At 74.8% G+C, this 16,769-nt stretch carries 15 protein-coding genes and 1 tRNA gene; 10 read left to right on the forward strand and 6 right to left on the reverse strand.

Features of this window, described 5'->3' with window-relative positions; genetic code table 11:
- The first annotated feature begins 36 nt into the window (after nt 1-36).
- The gene (locus CP967_RS02010; RefSeq protein ID WP_150491649.1) at nt 37-930 is read left to right on the forward strand and encodes a DUF2510 domain-containing protein; all 894 of its coding nucleotides are present in this window, start codon (nt 37-39) and stop codon (nt 928-930) included.
- 143 nt (nt 931-1,073) lie between these two features.
- Nucleotides 1,074-1,799: a class I SAM-dependent methyltransferase gene (locus CP967_RS02015; RefSeq protein WP_150486257.1), complete on the forward strand. Its 726-nt coding sequence runs from the start codon at nt 1,074-1,076 to the stop codon at nt 1,797-1,799.
- A 13-nt stretch (nt 1,800-1,812) separates the two neighbouring features.
- Here CP967_RS02015 and CP967_RS02020 read toward each other — a convergent pair whose 3' ends face one another.
- Both CP967_RS02020 and CP967_RS02025 read right to left on the reverse strand, forming a co-directional pair.
- On the reverse strand, nt 1,813-3,258 hold the full coding sequence (locus CP967_RS02020; RefSeq protein WP_150486258.1) for a glyceraldehyde-3-phosphate dehydrogenase: 1,446 nt from the start codon (nt 3,256-3,258) through the stop codon (nt 1,813-1,815).
- Nucleotides 3,259-3,450: 192 nt separating this feature from the next.
- Complete coding sequence (locus tag CP967_RS02025) at nt 3,451-4,359, reverse strand: alpha/beta fold hydrolase (RefSeq protein WP_150486259.1); 909 nt, start codon at nt 4,357-4,359, stop codon at nt 3,451-3,453.
- A 186-nt stretch (nt 4,360-4,545) separates the two neighbouring features.
- Here CP967_RS02025 and CP967_RS02030 point away from each other — a divergent pair, with 186 nt between their 5' ends.
- From CP967_RS02030 to CP967_RS02040, 3 genes are read left to right on the forward strand one after another with little or no spacing between them, the layout of a single operon-like run.
- The gene (locus CP967_RS02030; protein ID WP_190175358.1) at nt 4,546-6,576 is read left to right on the forward strand and encodes an AfsR/SARP family transcriptional regulator; all 2,031 of its coding nucleotides are present in this window, start codon (nt 4,546-4,548) and stop codon (nt 6,574-6,576) included.
- 50 nt (nt 6,577-6,626) lie between these two features.
- Nucleotides 6,627-7,487, forward strand: coding sequence for a MerR family transcriptional regulator (locus CP967_RS02035; RefSeq protein WP_150486260.1), 861 nt, complete (start codon nt 6,627-6,629; stop codon nt 7,485-7,487).
- A complete protein-coding gene (locus CP967_RS02040; protein ID WP_150486261.1) occupies nt 7,484-8,698 on the forward strand; it encodes a glycosyltransferase in 1,215 nt (404 codons plus the stop codon). The genes CP967_RS02035 and CP967_RS02040 overlap by 4 nt, the downstream gene beginning before the upstream one ends.
- 109 nt (nt 8,699-8,807) lie before the next feature.
- On the opposite strand, the gene CP967_RS02045 is transcribed toward CP967_RS02040, so the two are convergent.
- Both CP967_RS02045 and CP967_RS02050 read right to left on the reverse strand, forming a co-directional pair.
- Nucleotides 8,808-10,136: an MFS transporter gene (locus tag CP967_RS02045; protein WP_150486262.1), complete on the reverse strand. Its 1,329-nt coding sequence runs from the start codon at nt 10,134-10,136 to the stop codon at nt 8,808-8,810.
- Nucleotides 10,097-11,017, reverse strand: a complete 921-nt coding sequence (locus CP967_RS02050) for an alpha/beta hydrolase (RefSeq protein ID WP_150486263.1) — start codon at nt 11,015-11,017, stop codon at nt 10,097-10,099. Before CP967_RS02050 ends, CP967_RS02045 begins: the two co-directional genes overlap by 40 nt.
- Nucleotides 11,018-11,340: 323 nt before the next feature.
- Between CP967_RS02050 and CP967_RS02055 the strand changes: the two genes are divergently transcribed.
- Complete coding sequence (locus CP967_RS02055) at nt 11,341-12,525, forward strand: PP2C family protein-serine/threonine phosphatase (protein WP_150491651.1); 1,185 nt, start codon at nt 11,341-11,343, stop codon at nt 12,523-12,525.
- 270 nt (nt 12,526-12,795) lie between these two features.
- Here the strand turns inward: CP967_RS02055 and CP967_RS02060 are convergent, their stop codons facing one another.
- Nucleotides 12,796-13,851, reverse strand: coding sequence for a PP2C family protein-serine/threonine phosphatase (locus CP967_RS02060; protein WP_167535310.1), 1,056 nt, complete (start codon nt 13,849-13,851; stop codon nt 12,796-12,798).
- A 296-nt stretch (nt 13,852-14,147) separates the two neighbouring features.
- Here CP967_RS02060 and CP967_RS35055 point away from each other — a divergent pair, with 296 nt between their 5' ends.
- Nucleotides 14,148-14,279, forward strand: a complete 132-nt coding sequence (locus CP967_RS35055) for a hypothetical protein (protein WP_268253053.1) — start codon at nt 14,148-14,150, stop codon at nt 14,277-14,279.
- Nucleotides 14,248-14,772, forward strand: coding sequence for an acyltransferase domain-containing protein (locus CP967_RS02065; RefSeq protein WP_167535311.1), 525 nt, complete (start codon nt 14,248-14,250; stop codon nt 14,770-14,772). Before CP967_RS35055 ends, CP967_RS02065 begins: the two co-directional genes overlap by 32 nt.
- A 133-nt stretch (nt 14,773-14,905) precedes the next feature.
- On the opposite strand, the gene CP967_RS02070 is transcribed toward CP967_RS02065, so the two are convergent.
- Nucleotides 14,906-14,979, reverse strand: a tRNA-Pro gene (locus CP967_RS02070).
- Between the two features lie 127 nt (nt 14,980-15,106).
- Here CP967_RS02070 and CP967_RS02075 point away from each other — a divergent pair.
- Nucleotides 15,107-15,808 (forward strand): thiamine pyrophosphate-dependent enzyme, encoded by a 702-nt coding sequence (locus tag CP967_RS02075; protein ID WP_150486266.1) that lies wholly within the window; start codon nt 15,107-15,109, stop codon nt 15,806-15,808.
- A 51-nt stretch (nt 15,809-15,859) separates the two neighbouring features.
- Nucleotides 15,860-16,759 (forward strand): transketolase family protein, encoded by a 900-nt coding sequence (locus tag CP967_RS02080; protein ID WP_150486267.1) that lies wholly within the window; start codon nt 15,860-15,862, stop codon nt 16,757-16,759.
- Nucleotides 16,760-16,769 lie beyond the last annotated feature (10 nt).

The raw sequence follows: 16,769 nt of genomic DNA on the forward strand, positions 1-16,769 counted from the left end.
CTCACCGAGTGCGCTTACGGTTCTCCTGTGACCCAGATGACCCCTCCCGGCTGGCATCCAGACCCCGGGTACTCAGGAACCGGTCCCCGGCTCGAACGCTGGTGGGACGGCGGCCGGTGGACCGATCAGCTCCGCGTTCCGCCCGCGGCCGTCCGGCGCCGCCGGATACGCGTCGGCGCGGGCATAGCCGCCGGTCTCGTCGTACTGGCCGCGGTCGGCGGCGGCGCCTATCTGCTGGGCGCCGGCAACTCCGAGGGCCGTCCCGGCACGTCGGCCGTCAAACCGGGCTCCTCGGACGCCCCGCGCGGTCCCGGCGGCCAGGACGACGACGGCCGGGACGGCGGGAGCGGCGGCCAGGGACAGGGTCCCGGCGGGCAGATGCCGCAGACCGAGGACGGGTACGCCACCGACTTCGCCAGCGGTATCAGCATCCCGGTCCCCGAGGGCTGGTCCGGCGAGTCCTCGCCGGTCGGTGCCGGGGTGACCACCGGCCAGTACGCCTGCCCCGGCGACAAGAGCCAGAGCTGTGTCCGCGGCGGGGTGTTCTCCGCGCCGGCCCAGGCGCTGGAGGTCACCGAGACCACGTCGAAGGCCGCGGCTCTGGCCGACATCGAGGCCAACGCCGAGCAGTCGTACGGCGAGAAGATCTACGGCGGGATCACCTCGCACGACGAACTGAAGTCCGAGGCGGTCACCGTGGCCGGCCAGAAGGGCTACCGGGTGCGCTGGAAGGTCGTGACGAAGAACGGCGACGACGGGTACGTCGAGTCGCTCGCCTTCCCGTCCCCGAACAACAAGGACATGCTCGTCCTCGTCCGCTCCGGGTTCGACGTCAACGACAAGGCGCCGAAGCTCTCCGTGCTGGACGACATCACCGAGGGCATCAAGAAGACGGCGGGCTCGGGGCCGGGTTCCGGCCAGGGCGCGTGACGCCTCCGGATACGCCCCGGCTGCGGCGTACATGAGGGTACGGGCGGGTCCGGGCCTCCTTCGCGGGGTCCCCGGGTCCGCCCGCGTCCGTATCCGTACCCATGCCCGTATCCGTGCCCGTGCCGGCCGCTACGATGCGGCGCATGCCCGACGATTCCGTGTCCCCGCCGCCCGTGCCCGGTGGCCGGGCCGATGTGGTGCGGTCCTGGGACGCCCGTGCCGACCGGTATCTGGAACTGTTCCGGCACGAGTGGGACACGAAGCCGTTCGACCGGGCGGTACTGGACTCGTTCGCGGCGGGGATCGGCGAGGGCGGCCGGGTCCTCGACGCCGGCTGCGGGCCCACGGGCCACGTCACGGAGGTGTTCACCGCGCGGGGGCTCGACGCGACGGGCATCGACCTGTCGCCACGCTGCGTCGCCCTCGCCCGGCGCGAGAAGCCGTCGTGCCGGTTCGAGGTGGGCGACCAGCGGGACATCGGGGCGGTGTGGGCCGGACGGCTGGACGGGCTGTGTTCGTACTACTCGCTCCACGACCAGCCCCGGTCGCTGCTGCCGGGCACCCTGGCGGCGTGGGCCGGGGCGCTGCGCCCCGGAGGGCGCCTGCTCGTCGTGGCCAAGGAGGGCACGGCGGACGGGGTCAGGCCCGATCCGCTGGGCAGCGGAATCCCGGTCTACTGGGCGGAGTTCACCGCCGGGGAACTGCGCCGTGCGGTCACGGCGGCCGGCTTCGGCACCGTGGAGGCCACGGTCCGCGAGGCGTACGCCGACGAGATCCCCACCCGCCGGGTCTTCCTCACCGCCACCCGCGGACCGCACCCGGCGGACACGGCGACGGCCGCCCGCGGTGCGGGCGGCCGGGCCGGCTGAACGGGCGGCGGGGTCAGGCCACCGGGACGGGGAAGGTCGGGTACTCGACCCCGGAGACGTGCTGGACGACCCGGACGACCTGGCACGAGTAGCCGAACTCGTTGTCGTACCAGAGGTAGAGGATGGCGTCGTCGCCCTCGACCTTGGTGGCGCCGGCGTCGATGATCGAGGCGTGGCGTGAGCCTATGAAGTCGCTGGAGACCGCGTCGGGCGCGTTGGTGAAGTCGATCTGCCGCTTGAGCGGCGAGGTCAGCGACACGTTGCGGAGGTGGTCGAGCACCTCTTCGCGCGTGGTCTCACGGGCGAGCCGCAGGCTGAGGATCGCGATCGAGACGTCCGGGACCGGGACGCGGATCGAGCTGCCGGTGATACGGGCGTCCAGCTCGGGCAGCGCCTTGGCGACGGCGGAGGCCGCACCGGTCTCGGTGATGACCATGTTGAGCGGCGCGGAGCGGCCCCGGCGGTCGGACTTGTGGAAGTTGTCCAGCAGGTTCTGGTCGTTGGTGAAGGAGTGGACGGTCTCCACGTGCCCGCGCAGGACACCGTACTCGTCCGCCATCGCCTTGAGCGGCGGGACGATCGCGTTGGTGGTGCAGGAGGCGCAGGAGATGATCTGCTCGTCCGGCTTGATCGTCTCGTGGTTGACGCCGTGGACCACGTTGAGGACGTCGCCCTTGCCCGGGGCGGTCAGCACGACCTTCGCGACGCCCGGGCGCAGGTGCTGCGAGAGGCCCGCGCGGTCGCGCCAGCGGCCGGTGTTGTCGATGAGGATGGCGTCCTTGATGCCGTACGCCGTGTAGTTCACCTCGGAGGGGTCGTCGGCGTAGATCATCTTGATCTCGTTGCCGTTGGCGACGATCGTGCTGTTCGCCTCGTCCACGGTGATGGTGCCCTGGAACTGGCCGTGGATCGAGTCCCGGCGCAGCAGCGAGGCGCGCTTGACGATGTCCTGGTCCCCGCCCCTGCGGACGACGATGGCGCGGAGCCGCAGGCCGTTTCCGGAGCCGGCCTTCTCGATGAGCAGACGGGCGAGGAGGCGTCCGATGCGGCCGAAGCCGTAGAGGACGACGTCACGCGACTCGCGGCGCTCGATCTTGTTCTCGCCGGTGGCGCCGGCGACGGCCTCGGCGGTGAACTGCTCGACCGACAGGCCGCGTCCGTCGGTGCGGTAGGTCTTGGCCAGCATCCCGATGTCGATCTGGGAGGGTCCGAGATCCAGTGCGGTGAGCGCCTCCAGGAACGGCAGCGTCTCGGTGACCGAGAGCTCCTCCCCCTCGATCTGCCGGGCGAACCGGTGGGTCTTGAGGATGCTCACCACCGACTTGTTCACCAGGGAGCGGCTGTGCAGCAGGATCGTCACATCCCGCTCCCGGTGAAGGCGCCCGATGAGCGGAATCATCGATTCCGCTATCCGTTCGCGGTTCTTCCAGTCAGTGAACGAGTCGTCGTTGACAGTCACAAGAATCTCTTTCGAGCTAGGAGGCGCTCATATGGTAACCCGTGTGTGTTTCCTCGTCCGGAGGGGTAGCCCGCGGCCGGTCCGGACGGCCCGGAGCCCCGGCCCGGCCAGGCCCCCGGCCGCCGTGAGGCGGTTCGGGGCGGGTGCCGCCGGGGCCGGCGCGTCCGGCGGCACCCCCGCGCCTCCGGTGCCTCAGCGTGTCCGGCGGGTCAGGAGCGCGCGGATCTCGGAGGCGACCATGGCCGGGTCCTCCTCCGCCATGAAGTGGCCCGTGGAGACGGTGCGGTGGCGCAGGTCGGGCGCCCAGGCCCGCCACAGCGCCTCGGCGTCGTAGCCGAGGGCGGCGCCCCAGTCCTGCTGGAGGACGGTGACCGGAGCGGTGACGGTCCGCCCGGCCTCCCGGTCGGCGGTGTCGTGTTCGATGTCCACGCCGGCCGTGGCCCGGTAGTCGGCCACGATCGACGGGACGGCTGCCGCGGATGCCGCGAGGTAGGCCGCCCGCACCTCGGCGGGGATCGCCGAGGGGTCGTTCGTCCAGGCGTCGAGGAAGGAGCCGAAGAACGCGTCGGCGCCGGCCGAGATCATGTGCTCGGGCAGGCCCGGCGGCTGCGCCATCAGGTAGAGGTGGAACCCGACGGCGGCGCGCACCCCGCGCAGGGACTCCCACATGTCGAGGGTCGGCAGGACGTCGAGCAGCGCGGCGTGGCTGACGACCCGCGGGTGGTCGAGTGCGGCGCGGAAGGCGACCAGGGCGCCGCGGTCGTGCCCGGCCAGGGCGAAGCGGCCGTGTCCGAGGGCCGCGGCCGCCCGGACGACGTCACGGGCCATGGTGCGCTTGGCGTAGACGTCGGGGCCGGTCTCCAGCGGCTTGTCACTGGCGCCGTAGCCCCGCAGGTCGGGGCAGATGACGGTGTGGTCGGCGGCCAGGTCGGCCGCGACGTGCCGCCACATGAGCCGGGTCTGCGGAAAGCCGTGCAGCAGCACGACGGGGGTGCCCGTGCCGCCGACGGCGACGTCCAGCTCCACCCCGTCGTCCACCGGCAGGCGGTGCCGGGTGAAGCCGGGAAGGAGGGGGCCGGTGGGATTCGCGGCGGATGTCATGGAAGATCCTTCTCTCGTGGCGTGCTCGCCGGTGGGTCCGGCGGGGCCCCCGGGTCCGGTAGGTCCGGTGGACCGGGCCGGGGACGTCCTCCACCTTCGGGGCGGTGGATCAGCAACCGATCAGTGAGCCCGGCGCCGTGCCGGACACGGGCTGCCGGCAGGGCACGGGGAAGAGCGGGAGGAACGATGCGGGTGGAGTTCGGCGTGCTGGGGCCGGTGACCGCCCGGGACGGCGCGGGCGGCGGGCTGCGGCTCGGCGGGCCGCGCCACCGGGAGGTACTGGCCCGGCTGCTGGCGGCGCGGCGCCGCACGGTGCCGGTGGCCCGGCTGGTCGATGACCTGTGGGAGGAGCCGCCGGCGACCGCGGTGGGCTCGGTACGGACGTTCGTCGCCGCGCTGCGCAAGGCCCTGGAGCCGGACCGTCCGCCGCGCACGGCGTCCCGGCTGCTGGTGACCCGGGGACCGGGATACGCGCTGCGGCCGGAGCCCGGGGCGGTGGACGCGTGGGTCTTCGAGGAGGCGGTGGACCGGGCGGGCGGGCTGCCGCCCGCCGAGGCGGTGCCCGTGCTGTCCGGGGCGCTGGCGTCCTGGCGCGGCCCGGCCTACGCGGACTTCGCCGGTGCCCGGTGGGCCCGCGGTGAACGCGCCCGGCTGTCGGCGCTGCGGCTGCACGCCGTCGAGCGGCGGGCGGAGGCGCTGATCGGTGCGGGGGCGGCCCGGGAGGCGGTACCCGATCTGGACGCGCACGTGACGGAGCACCCGTGGCGGGAGGACGGCTGGCAGTTGCTGGCGACCGCCCTGTACCGGTCGGGCCGGCAGGGCGACGCGCTGGCGGTGCTGCGCCGGGCCAGACAGGTGCTCGCCGATCAGCTGGGAACGGACCCGGGTCCGGCGCTGGCGCGCCTGGAGCAGGACGTGCTGCGCGGGGCGGACCGGTTGCGGGGGCCGGCCGAGGGAGTCGCCGACGGTGTGTGGTCGCGGGCCGCGGCGGCCTACGAGAGCGCCGTGCCCGCCCGCTCACCGGCCCGGCTGGAGGCGGCGGCGGGGCTGCTGCGGGGGCTGGCGGTGACGGGTGCGGGCGGTCTGGACGCGGCGCGGCTGCACCGGACGGCGGCCGTGGAGGCGGCGGAGCGGACCGGTGACGTGGAGCTGACGGCCCGGGTGATCGGGATGTACGACGTGCCGGCCGTCTGGACGCGGGTGGACGACGTGGAAGCCGCCCGCGCGGTGGTGCGGGCGGCGGAACGGACCCTCGCCCGGCTGCCCGGGGACGCTCCCGAGGCGGTCCGGGCCAGGCTTCTGGCCACCATTGCGGTGGAGTCCCGCGGGGACGCCCTGGCGGACGGGCCGGTGCCGTCCGTGTCCGCGGGGCGGGAGGAAGATCCCTGGCGGCTGCGGGCGGGCCGCGCGGCGCGGGAGGCGGAGGCCGCCGCCCGGCGGCTCGGCGACGCCTCCCTGCTGGCGTTCGCGCTCAACGGGGTGTGCCTCCAGTCCTTCGACCGCTGCGGGCTCGCGGCCCGGCGGGAGGCGATCGGGGCCGAACTCGTCGGGCTGTCCCGGGCTCACGGCCTGGCCGGTCCGGAGGTGCTGGGCCGGCTGGTGCGGCTCCAGGCGCTGTCCGGGCTGGGCGACTTCGCGGCGGCGGACGGCCAGGCCGCGGCCGTCGAGGAGCTGGCGGAGCGTCACGAGCGGCCTCTCGCCCTGGTGTTCACCGGCTGGTACCGGGCCCTGCGGGCCGCGGTCTCCGGCGACGCGGACGCGGAACGGGCCGCCTACGGCAGGGCCGTGGGGCTGCTGGAGGGCTGCGGGATGCCGGGGCTGGCGGCGGGGCTGCCCGCCCTGGCCCGGCTGGCCCCGGTGGTACGGGCGGGCCTGCTGCCCTCACCGGACGGGTTCGCGGACACCGACTGGGGACCGTACCGGCCATGGGTTCTTCCACTGCTGCTACTGGGCGGGCACCGCCGGGACGAGGCGCTCCTGGCCCTGCGGGCGGCACCCCGGCCGCCGCACGACCTGTTGCAGGAGGGCCTGTGGTGCCTGCTGGCGCGGGCGGCGGTGGAACTCGGGGACAGCGGGACGGCGGCCCGCGCCCACGCGGCACTCGCCGTGGCGCGCGGCGAGCTCGCCGGGGCGTCCAGCGGGCTGCTGACCTTCGGCCCGGTCTCCGGCTTCCTGGACCGTGCCGCCGGGGTGGCCGGGCGGTCCGGCGGCGCTTGACCCTCCCCCGGCGTCAGGCCCGAGGCTGGTGGCGCGAGAAAGGAAGGACCATGGAGTACTCCGTGGGTCAGGTCTCGGCTTTCGCCGGGGTGACCGTGCGTACGCTGCACCACTACGACAGGACCGGGCTGCTCTCCCCGAGCGGCCGCAGCAGGGCCGGCTACCGCCTCTACGGCGACGCCGATCTGGCCCGGCTCCAGCAGATCCTCTTCTACCGCGAGCTGGGCTTCCCGCTCGACGAGATCGAGGCGCTGCTGGAGGATCCGCGGGCGGACGCCTCGGAGCGTCTGCGCTCGCGGCAGTCACGGCTCCGGGAGGAGATCGCCCGGCTCCAGCGGCTCGTCGGACTGACCCAGCGGGCCATCGAGATCCAGCGGACCGGTGTGCCCATGACTCCCCGGGAGCGTACGGAGGTCTTCGGCGAGATCACCTTCGACCTGAGTTACGCCACCGAGGCCGGGCTGAAGTTCGAGGGCTCCGCGTCCCACGACGAGGCGATGGAACGCGCGGCCGGCCATACGAAGGAGGACTGGCGGACGCTCACGGGCGAGGCCGCAGTCTGGCGTGAAGAGCTCCTCGCGGCCTTCGACGCGGGCGAACCCGCCGACGGGACGTGCGCGATGGACATCGCGGAGGCACACCGCTCCCATCTCACCCGCTGGTTCACCCCGTGTCCGCCCGGCATGCACCGGCGGATCGCCGACGACTTCGCCGCCGACCCGCGCGCCTTCGCGCTGGTCGTTCCGGCTTCGGAGCAGCGGCCCGGACTCGCCGGCTACCTGTGCCGCGCGGTCCACGCCAACGCGGCCCGTGCGACGGCCACCGCCGGTGCCGGCGCGGAACCGGACCCCGGGGCCGGGGCCGCGGAACCGGGTGCGGGCACCGGCACGGACGCCGGGGGGAGGCGATGAGGGTCCTGCTGGCCACGGCCGGTTCACGTGGTGACGTCGCCCCGTACACCGGGCTCGGCGTGGAGCTGGCGCACGCGGGATTCGAGGTCGCGATGGCCGCCCCGGACGTCTTCGAGCCGATGGTGCGTGATGCCGGGCTCGGGTTCCGGCGCCTGCCCTCGGCCACCCGGGGCCGTACGGGGGTCCGTACCAACCGCGAGGTGATGCGCGCCGCCGCGTCGTTCACCACCGGTCTCGGCCAGGGGCTCGCCGACGCGGTGGAGGAGGGGACGGACCTCCTGCTGCTGTCCACCACCACCGCCCCGCTCGGCTGGCATCTGTGCGAGGCCACCGGGACACCGGGGCTCGGGGTGTACCTCCAGCCCACGGCACCGACCGGTGAGTTCCCTCCCGTCGTCATGGGCACACGCTCACTGGGCCGGGCCGGCAACCGTACGGCGGGACGCTTCGCCCTCCGGATGGCCGACCGGGTCTACGCCCGGGCCGTCTCCCGCCTGCGTGAACGCCTCCGGCTGGGTCCGTGCTCCCCCGGCGGGATGCGCGCCCGCCGGGAACGGGAGGGCTGGCCCGTCCTGCACGGTTTCAGCGCCGTGCTCCGGCCGCGTCCGGCCGACTGGCGTCCGGGGCTGGAGGTGGTGGGCTCCTGGTGGCCCCGTACCGGGCCCGGTGTCCGGCTCCCGGCGGAGGTGGAGGACTTCCTCGGGGCCGGGCCCAGGCCCGTACTGATCGGTTTCGGGAGCATGGCCGCGGGAGAGGGCGAGCGGCTCGGCGAGACGGCCGTCGCGGCGCTGCGGCAGGCAGGGCTGCGGGGCATCCTCCAGTCGGGCGCCGCGGGCCTGTCCGCGTCCGGGGACGACGTCCTCACCGTCGGGGACCTGCCGCACGCCCTGCTCTTCCCCCGGCTGGCCGCGGTGGCGCATCACGCCGGCGCGGGCACCTCGGCCGCGGCCCTTCGTGCCGGGGTGCCCTCGGTCCCCGTACCGGTCACCGCCGACCAGCCGTTCTGGGCGCGGCGTCTCGCTCTGGCCGGCGCCGCGACGGACCCGCTCCCCTTCCGGTCGCTGACGTCCGGCGCTCTGGCGGAGGCGCTCAGCCGGGCCGTGGCGGAACCGGAGTACGCGCGGGCCGCGGCCGAGGGGGCGCGGCGGATGGCGTCCGAGGACGGCGCGGGGCGGGTCGTGGAGGCCGTCCGCCGGCTGGCCGGGGGGTGAGGGCCGCTCCCGCCCGCGGCTCGGCGCCGGTGCGGCCCGGGGCGGGAGACGCGGCCCCGGGCGCGTGGTGCGGCCCGGGCGGGTGGTGCGGCCCGGGCGGGTGGTGCGGTCACGGCCCTGCGTCCTCGGCGGGCCGCCCCGTGCCGGGCAGGGCCCGGCCGGCCCGGTTCCCGTGCTCCGCGGGTTCGGGGCCGGAGCGTCCGGAGGGCAGGGCGAGCACGGCGAGTGCGGTGGCGAGCGAGGCGAGGCCTCCGGCGAGGAAGCAGGCCCTGGCCCCCCATTCCGCTCCGACCCGTCCCACCAGGAGGGCGCCCAGCGGTGTGGTCCCCTGGAGGATCAGGGTGTACAGGGCGAGGACCCGGCCGCGGAAGCGGGGGTCGCAGCCGAGCTGGACGCGGTGGTTGGCGGCCTGCGCGAAGTACACCGAGGCTCCCCCGGTGAGGAAGAGCAGCACCACGGCCGCCGGGTAGCCGGGGGCGCGTCCGACCGCTGCCTCCAGGACGGCGAAGACCAGGGCGGAGCAGGTGACCAGGCGCGCCGAGGGCCGTGAGGTGCGGGCGGTGGTGAGGAAGGCCGCGGCGAGCGAGCCGGCGGCGAAGACGGTGGTCAGCAGTCCGAAGGAGGCCGCGTCGGCCCGGTACACCGTCTTGGCGAGCAGCGGCAGGGTCAGCTGGAAGTTGAGCCCGAACAGTCCCACTCCGGCGACCAGGGCGAGCGGGACCGTGAGGCCGGGCCGGTCGCGGACGTGCCGCAGGCCGTCGGTGACCCGCGCGGGGCCGGTCCGGCGTTCGTCGCGGTGCAGTTCGCCGGGGCGGATGCACCGCAGGGTCAGCACGGTCGCGGCGTAGCTCACCGCGTTGACCAGGAGCACCCATCCGCTGCCCAGGGCGGCGATGACCAGTCCGGCGGCCGCCGGTCCCGCCACCCGGGCGACGTTGAAGTAGGCGGCGCTCAGCGCCGAGGCGTTGGGCAGCAGTTCGGGGCCCACCAGTTCGCCGACGAAGGCCATCCGGGTGGGTACCTCGACGGAGTTGACCAGTCCGAGGCCGAGCGCGAAGAGGTAGATGTGGGTGAGGCGTGCGAGGTCCCCGAGGACGAGGACGGCGAGGAGCAGCGCGAGCAGCCCGGAGACGAGGTTGGCGAGGGTCAGCAGGGTCCGTTTGTCGTAGCGGTCGGCCAGCCTGCCTCCGTGCAGGGTGAACAGCAGGACGGGGGTGAACTGCAGGGCGGTGACGGTGCCGAGTTCGGTGGCGGAGTCGCCGGTCATCTCCAGGACGAGCCAGTCCTGGGCCACGACCGACATCCAGGTGCCGGCGACGGAGACGACCTGGCCGCCGGCGAAGAGCCGGAAGTTGCGGACGCGCAGGGCGCGGAAGGGGTGGGCCGCGGCGGCCGGTTTCACGGTGCGGCGGCGGGCCGGCCGGTGGCGCCGAGGCATTCCTCCAGGAATCCGAGGGCGCGCAGGTGGTAGGCGCGCGCGGTCGCCCCGAGGCTGATGTTGTGTCCGGCGCCGGGGAGCCGGTCGACGAGGACCCGGGGCGCGCCGGACAGCAGGGCGGTCAGCTCGGCGAGGTCGGCGTCGGTCTGCCGCCACCACCCCTCGTGTTCGGCGAAGGTGAGGCGCACGGGGGCCGGGACGCGGGGCAGCAGCCGGGGGGCGAGCTCTGTCCAGTCCGTGACGGAGGCGAGCTCGCGCCGGGGCATGGGAGCCACGATCTGCTCGGCCGCCCGGAAGGTGCCCGGGGGGTAGTGGTGCAGCGGGCCCCAGTTGAGGTGGCGCAGGCTGCGGTCGTGGCCCCGCACGAGCCGGGCCGCGTCGGCCGCGGGGCGGTGGCCGCAGCCGGACACGTCCAGGCCGAGCACGGAGCCGGGCGGGGCGTCGGCGGCCATCGCCAGGGCGACCTTCCCGCCGAACGAGTGACCGAGCAGGAAGAGGGGCCCGGCGGGGCAGCGGTCCCGGAACCCGTCGATCGCGGCCCGTACCGTGGTCACCTGGTCGAGCAGCGGCTGCCCCTCGGGCAGCCGGGCGGCCGAGGCCCCGTAGCCGGGCCGGTCCAGGGCGAGGACGGTGCAGCCGAGGCCGGCCCCGAGGGTCAGCAGGGAGGTGTCGGGGTGTGCCTGGCCGTCGAAGTAGCCGGCGCTCATCCCGCCGCCGTGCAGGGCGACGACCGTGGCCCTGGACGGCCGCCCTTCCGCGGGTGCGCTCAGCAGGGCGGAGAGCGGGAGCCCTCCCGCGTCGAGGCTGATCCGGCGTACGCCCGGTGAGAGCGCCTCCCGTGCCTGGTGGCCCGTGGGGCTGTGGGTCGTCGTCTCCGTCATGCCGCACCTGTCCTCGCCGTCGCGCCGCGGGGCGCCGGATTCCCAGAATCGGCCGTGTGCCCGGGCCCTGCAAGGCGCTCCGGGCCGGGAGCTGCGCCGTAGGACTCCCTCAGAGCCGCACGAGGTTTCCGGTGCCGCCCCGCCCCGGGGCCCCGGCCGGCCGGGCCGGCACCCGGGCGGCGTGGGCCGAGGCGGTCCGCCGCCTCCCGGTCCGGGGCACACCGCCCGGCGGGTGGGTCGGTGCCGTCCGGGAGGAATCCGCTCGTGCATGATGCTCGCCAGGAGCCGCGCACCGGAAGCCGGGCGGGAAGGACGTGACAGCTGTGGGCACGGAGCGGTCTGCCCTGGAGCACCGGCGGGCCCAGGAGCGTTCATGGCCGCCGCCCTGGCTGCGCCTGCTGCCGCCCGCGCTGATCGTCCTGACGGTGGTCCTCGACCAGGTGACACCACCGCGCTATTTCTTCGGGTCGCTGCTCTCCGCCTCGATCGTGCTGGCCATCTTCACCTATCCGCCGCTCGGTGTCGGCGCCACCGGCGCGGCCGGATGCGCCGCGCTGGCTCTCATCGAGGCGGTCGAGGACTACGTCGGACCGCAGACCGTCACCGTGCTGATCCAACTGGGCACGGTCACCTTGCTCTCCGTCGCCCTGTGCGTGGTGCGCTACCGTGCCGAGGACCGTCTGCGCCGTGTGCGGGCGGTGGCCGAAGCCGTACAACTCGCCCTGCTACGGCCGCTTCCGGCCCAGGTGGGGCCGGTGCGGATAGCCGGCTTCTACCGGGCGGCCGACGACGAGGCGCTCATCGGAGGGGACCTCTACAGCGTCCGTCCGACCCCCTTCGGGGTGCGTGTGATCGTGGGGGACGTCAAGGGCAAGGGCGTGGGCGCCACCCGGACCGTGGCCACGGTGATCTCGACCTTCCGGGAGGCGGCCCTGCTCCAGCCCACGCTCCCTCAGCTCGCCGACCGGATCGACGTGGCGCTGCAACTCGACCGGGACAACGTCAAAAGCCCTTCCGGTACCGGCGCCGCTCCGCCGCACACCACCGGGGAACCGGCGGAGACGGCGGCACCGGCGGACGAGCTCTTCGTCACCGCGGTCCTGCTCGAATTCTCCCCGGAGGCACGCGAAGTGCGGGTCCTGAACCGCGGTCACCAGCCCCTGCTCGTCATCAGCTCCTGCGAGACGTCCGTCGTGCGCACGGAGCACAGCCTGCCGCTGGGGATGGGAGACCTGCTGACCGAACAGCCGCCCGCCCTCACCCGCGTCCTGGGGCCCGACGACATCCTGGTCGCCTACTCCGACGGCGTCACCGAGGCACGCGATCCCGCCGGCGCCTTCTACCCCCTCCGCGAACAGCTCCAGGCCCACTGCGACGCCGGCCCCCGGCAGCCCTCCCCGTCCGGCCTCATCGACTTCATCCAGCACGACCTCGCCCGCTGGGCCCCCGCCCTCGCCGACGACGTCGTCGCGATCGCGCTCCAGCCCGCCCCGCCGGACCGGCGTTGACCCGCCCCGGCCCCGCACGGGGCCGGGATCCGGGGCGCGGACGCACCACCGCGCATCGGGCGGGGCCGCACCCGCCGTTCGCGCGTGCGGGGCGAGCCGGCCGGGCGGGACGCCGCGGTCCGGCGCCGGCGTGGCGCATGAGCGGAAGCGACGCGGAGGAGCACGCGTCCCGGACGGGCGAGGGGGCGTACGGCCCGGCGTCCGCGCACCGCGCGGCCCCGGCCGGTCCGGGTAACGGCCGGGTCACGGCGGAGGCGGCTCCGTCCGGTCTCATCCGGGGCCCGGGGGCCGGGCACCCCGCCGGACGGCGAGCAGGGCGACGTCGTCGGTGAGGTGCCCGTCGGTGTGGTTCCGGACGGCGTCGAGTACCAGGTTCAGCAGCTCCGCGGGGGCGATGCCGTCCGGATGGGCGGCGGCCAGCCGCTCCAGCCGGTGCCGCAGCGGGAAGAACTCCCCCGCCCGGTTCCGCGCCTCCGTCACCCCGTCGGTCACCAGCAGCACCGTCTCCTCCGGTTCGACGGAGACCCGGCGGACGGCCGGTGTCCCGCCGACGAGCCCGGCCATGCCGACCGGGGCCCCATCCTGCTGCGGCATCTGCCACACGCCTCGCGGGCCTGTCACGAACGGGCCCTCGTGCCCGAAGTTGACCAGCTCGACCGTGTGCGCGTCCTCCGCCGGGAAGGCGAGGACCACCGCGGTCGCGAAGCGCTCCGTCTCGTCGCCGCACGCCTGCCGCAGCAGGTTGTGCCGCCACAGCCCGTGCTCCATACGCCGGGCCACGAGGTCGAGGTCCTGTTCGTGGTAGCCGGCCTCACGGAAGGCCCCCGTCACCGCGCCCGCGGTCGACACCGCGGACAGGCCTTTGCCCTGGACGTCGCCCAGGACCACCCGGGCCCCGAACGGGGTGGCCAGCACGTCGTAGAAGTCCCCGCCGACCCGCGCCTCGACATCCGCCGCCCGGTAGCGGGCCGCGGACTCGACCCCGCCCCAGCCCGGCGGAAGCGGACGCAGGACGACCTCACGGGTGGCTTCCGCGGAGCTCTGCAGATGGCGGACGTAGGCGTGGGCCCGCGCCCGGAGCACCGCGATGACGAGCGCGAGGAGCGACGCGGTGACCTGGAGGAGGAAGTCCTCGGTCCGGATGTCCGCGGACGGGTGGGTGACGTCGACCCAGCGGTTGAGCGCCACCGCGAGCACCCCGAAGAAGAGGGTGACTCCCGGCGAGCAGACCCCGGAGGCCAGCAGCGGCACCATCAGCAGCCAGTTCGCCACATGGATGGCCGGACCCAGCTCGCCGAGGGCGAAGATGACGGTCAGACAGCTCATGGGAAGCACCCACGCGGCCCTCCCGTACCGCGTCAGCAACGGCTCCCGTTCTCCCGGCGGACGGACCGGGCGCCGGAACACGGCCCTGCGGCCCTTCCGGGCCCCGCGACGGTGTGTGTTCGAGGTCACCGCCCCAGTCTCCATCCGCCGGGCGCCTCCTCGCGGCACCCGCGCCCCCGGCGCGCGCCTTCCGGGCCGCCGCCGCGTTGGTCCCGGGGGCGCCGGGTGTCCGGGGCGGCGTACGGGTCGTCTGCCGCCGGTCGCGCCTGGTCCTGCGGACCGCAGGGCAGGGCCTGATGGCTTCGGTCGCCCTGGGGCGTGCCGAGGTCGAACGGCTGCTGTGGGAACAGGACGTGCGAGGGGACACCGTCGCCGTCGCCGTCGTCGTGTCGCGTCGTGTCGCCGGAGAACACCCTCGTCGGCGGTGACGTCGGCCGCGTCCGCCGTCCCGCCGACGAGTGGGAGGCCCGCGGGGCGGGGATCCGCGTGGTCGGGGCGGATGTCGCCTCGCACGCCGCACACATGGATCCCGTCCTGTCCGGCCTCGCCGACGCGCTCGCGGAGGTGACCGGCAGGACGCCGGTCACGCCGTTCTGCGGCACCGTCACCGACGCCCCGCGCGCTCAGGCCGGCTTCGGCTCCGCCTGCCGGCCGGACAGCCTTCCCCGGGCCGTGTGGTTCGGCGACGCGGTGCGGGCCGCGGCCGAGGACGCGTACCGGCTGTTCGTCGGGATCGGCCTTCACCTCGGGCTCGTCCACACGGCCCTGACCCGGTTCCCTCCGGCGTGGCACCGCCTCGACGCCTGCATCGCCGGCCGCACCGGCGTCGCCGGGATCATGGCCACACCGCTCGTGCGCACCGCCGCCGAGCCGGCCGCCCGTCTCCCAGTCGGGCCGGGGGCCGTGCGGCGTCCGGTGTGATCCCTCGTCGAGGCAGACGCACCGGCCGGCCCGGGGGCGTCGAGGACGGGCAGGCCCGCGAAGTGCTCACGGAACGGATCAGGGCCGGTTCCGGATTGCTCCGGTACCGGCCCTGATCTACGACTGTCTCCAGTCGGGACGACAGGATTTGAACCTGCGACCCCTTGACCCCCAGTCAAGTGCGCTACCAAGCTGCGCCACGTCCCGTTGCCCGTTTGACCTGGGGTTTCCCCCTGGCTGAGCGCGCATGAGAACAATACCCCACACGAGCGGGTGGTCACGAATCCCTTTCGCACTTGACCTCGACCTAGGTCGAGGTTGAACGCTGGGTGGCATGACGGACACGCCCGAAGCACCGGTGTACGGATACGACGACCTGCACCGGCTGATGAGCCTGATGACCGGCGACGAGAAGCACGGCCCGGCCGCCACCTCCACCCTGGACGCCCTGTGGGTGCTGTACGACCGGGTGCTGCGCGTCACCCCCGGCACAGCCGACGCTCCCGGCCGTGACCGGTTCCTGCTCTCCAAGGGGCACGGGCCGATGGCGTACTACGCGGTCCTGGCCGCACGCGGCTTCTTCGGCGAGGAGCTGCTTCCCGGCTTCGGCTCGTACGACTCGCCCCTCGGGCACCACCCGGACCGGGTGCTCGTGCCCGGTGCGGAGATCGGCAGCGGCTCCCTGGGGCACGGGCTCCCTCTGGCCGTGGGGAGCGTGCTGGGACTGCGGGCGCAAGGACTCGCCGGCCCGCGGGTCTGGGTGCTGACCGGTGACGCGGAGCTGGACGAGGGCAGCAACCACGAGGCGATCGCCTACGCGGGCCCCGCGGGCCTCGAACAGCTGCACACGGTGGTGATCGACAACGGCTCCGCGAGCTACGCCAGGCCGGGCGGCATCGCCGCACGGTTCGAAGCGGCCGGGTGGTCGGTCAGGACCGTGGACGGCCGGGACCACGGAGCGCTGTACGCGGCGTACACCGCGCCGCACCCCGGCCGCCCCCACGCGGTGATCGCCCGCGTCGCCCCGAAGAGCTGAACCGCACCCGCCCACGGCCGGAACCCGGCACCCGAGCACCCGAGGAGACCGATGGACACCATGCGCGACCGCTTCGTCACCACCACCACCGAGCTGCTGGACGAGGACCCCCGCCTCGCCGTGGTACTCGCCGAGATCAGCTGCGACGGTTTCCGGGCCGCCGCCCGCGCCCACCCCGGCCGGGTGGTCAACGTGGGCATCCGGGAACAGCTGCTGATCGGGGCGGGGGCCGGGATGGCCCTGACCGGGATGCGCCCCGTCATCCACACCTTCGCGAGCTTCCTGGTGGAGCGGCCCTTCGAACAGGTGAAGCTGGACCTGGGGCACCAGGCGGCGGGCGCCGTGCTCGTCAGCGCCGGTGCCTCCTACGACTGGCCGGCCGGCGGCTTCACCCATATGTCACCCGGCGACATCGCCCTCCTGGACACCCTCGACGGCTGGACCGTCCACGTCCCCGGCCATCCCGACGAGGCGGAGGCACTGCTGCGGCACGCCGTCGTGGGGGAGGACCGTGTCTACGTACGCCTGTCCCTCCAGTCGAACAGCCTGGGCCGCCCGGTGACCGGGGAGGGCTTCCTCACCGTGCGCCGGGGCTCTGCCGGTGTGGTGGTCGCGGTCGGCCCGATGCTGGACAACGTGCTCGCCGCGACTGAGGGTCTGGACGTGACCGTCCTGTACGCGACGACCGTGCGCCCCTTCGACGCGGACGGGCTGCGCGAGGCGGTGGGAGCGGGTGCCACGGCCGACGTCGTGGTGGTCGAGCCCTGCCTGGCCGGTACGTCGGCCGGCGCGGCCGGCGACGCCCTGGTCGCCCTCCCCCACCGGGTGCTGGGGCTCGGTGTGGCCCGCGCGGAGCTCCGCCGCTACGGACGGCTGGAGGAACACCTCACGGCCCACGGCCTGGACCCGCGCGGGCTGCGGACGCGGATCGACGCGTTTCTGCGTCCCTGACTCCCGGGCC

This window comes from Streptomyces nitrosporeus (assembly GCF_008704555.1).
Taxonomy (GTDB): domain Bacteria; phylum Actinomycetota; class Actinomycetes; order Streptomycetales; family Streptomycetaceae; genus Streptomyces; species Streptomyces nitrosporeus.

What these genes read in the sequence shown, in the direction of transcription:
- CP967_RS02010 (WP_150491649.1), top strand. Translation starts at nt 37, where the DNA reads ATGACCCCTCCCGGCTGGCATCCAGACCCCGGGTACTCAGGAACCGGT.
- CP967_RS02015 (WP_150486257.1), top strand. Translation starts at nt 1,074, where the DNA reads ATGCCCGACGATTCCGTGTCCCCGCCGCCCGTGCCCGGTGGCCGGGCC.
- CP967_RS02025 (WP_150486259.1), bottom strand. Translation starts at nt 4,359, where the DNA reads ATGACATCCGCCGCGAATCCCACCGGCCCCCTCCTTCCCGGCTTCACC.
- CP967_RS02030 (WP_190175358.1), top strand. Translation starts at nt 4,546, where the DNA reads ATGCGGGTGGAGTTCGGCGTGCTGGGGCCGGTGACCGCCCGGGACGGC.
- CP967_RS02035 (WP_150486260.1), top strand. Translation starts at nt 6,627, where the DNA reads ATGGAGTACTCCGTGGGTCAGGTCTCGGCTTTCGCCGGGGTGACCGTG.
- CP967_RS02040 (WP_150486261.1), top strand. Translation starts at nt 7,484, where the DNA reads ATGAGGGTCCTGCTGGCCACGGCCGGTTCACGTGGTGACGTCGCCCCG.
- CP967_RS02045 (WP_150486262.1), bottom strand. Translation starts at nt 10,136, where the DNA reads ATGCCTCGGCGCCACCGGCCGGCCCGCCGCCGCACCGTGAAACCGGCC.
- CP967_RS02050 (WP_150486263.1), bottom strand. Translation starts at nt 11,017, where the DNA reads ATGACGGAGACGACGACCCACAGCCCCACGGGCCACCAGGCACGGGAG.
- CP967_RS02060 (WP_167535310.1), bottom strand. Translation starts at nt 13,851, where the DNA reads ATGAGCTGTCTGACCGTCATCTTCGCCCTCGGCGAGCTGGGTCCGGCC.
- CP967_RS35055 (WP_268253053.1), top strand. Translation starts at nt 14,148, where the DNA reads ATGGCTTCGGTCGCCCTGGGGCGTGCCGAGGTCGAACGGCTGCTGTGG.
- CP967_RS02075 (WP_150486266.1), top strand. Translation starts at nt 15,107, where the DNA reads ATGACGGACACGCCCGAAGCACCGGTGTACGGATACGACGACCTGCAC.
- CP967_RS02080 (WP_150486267.1), top strand. Translation starts at nt 15,860, where the DNA reads ATGGACACCATGCGCGACCGCTTCGTCACCACCACCACCGAGCTGCTG.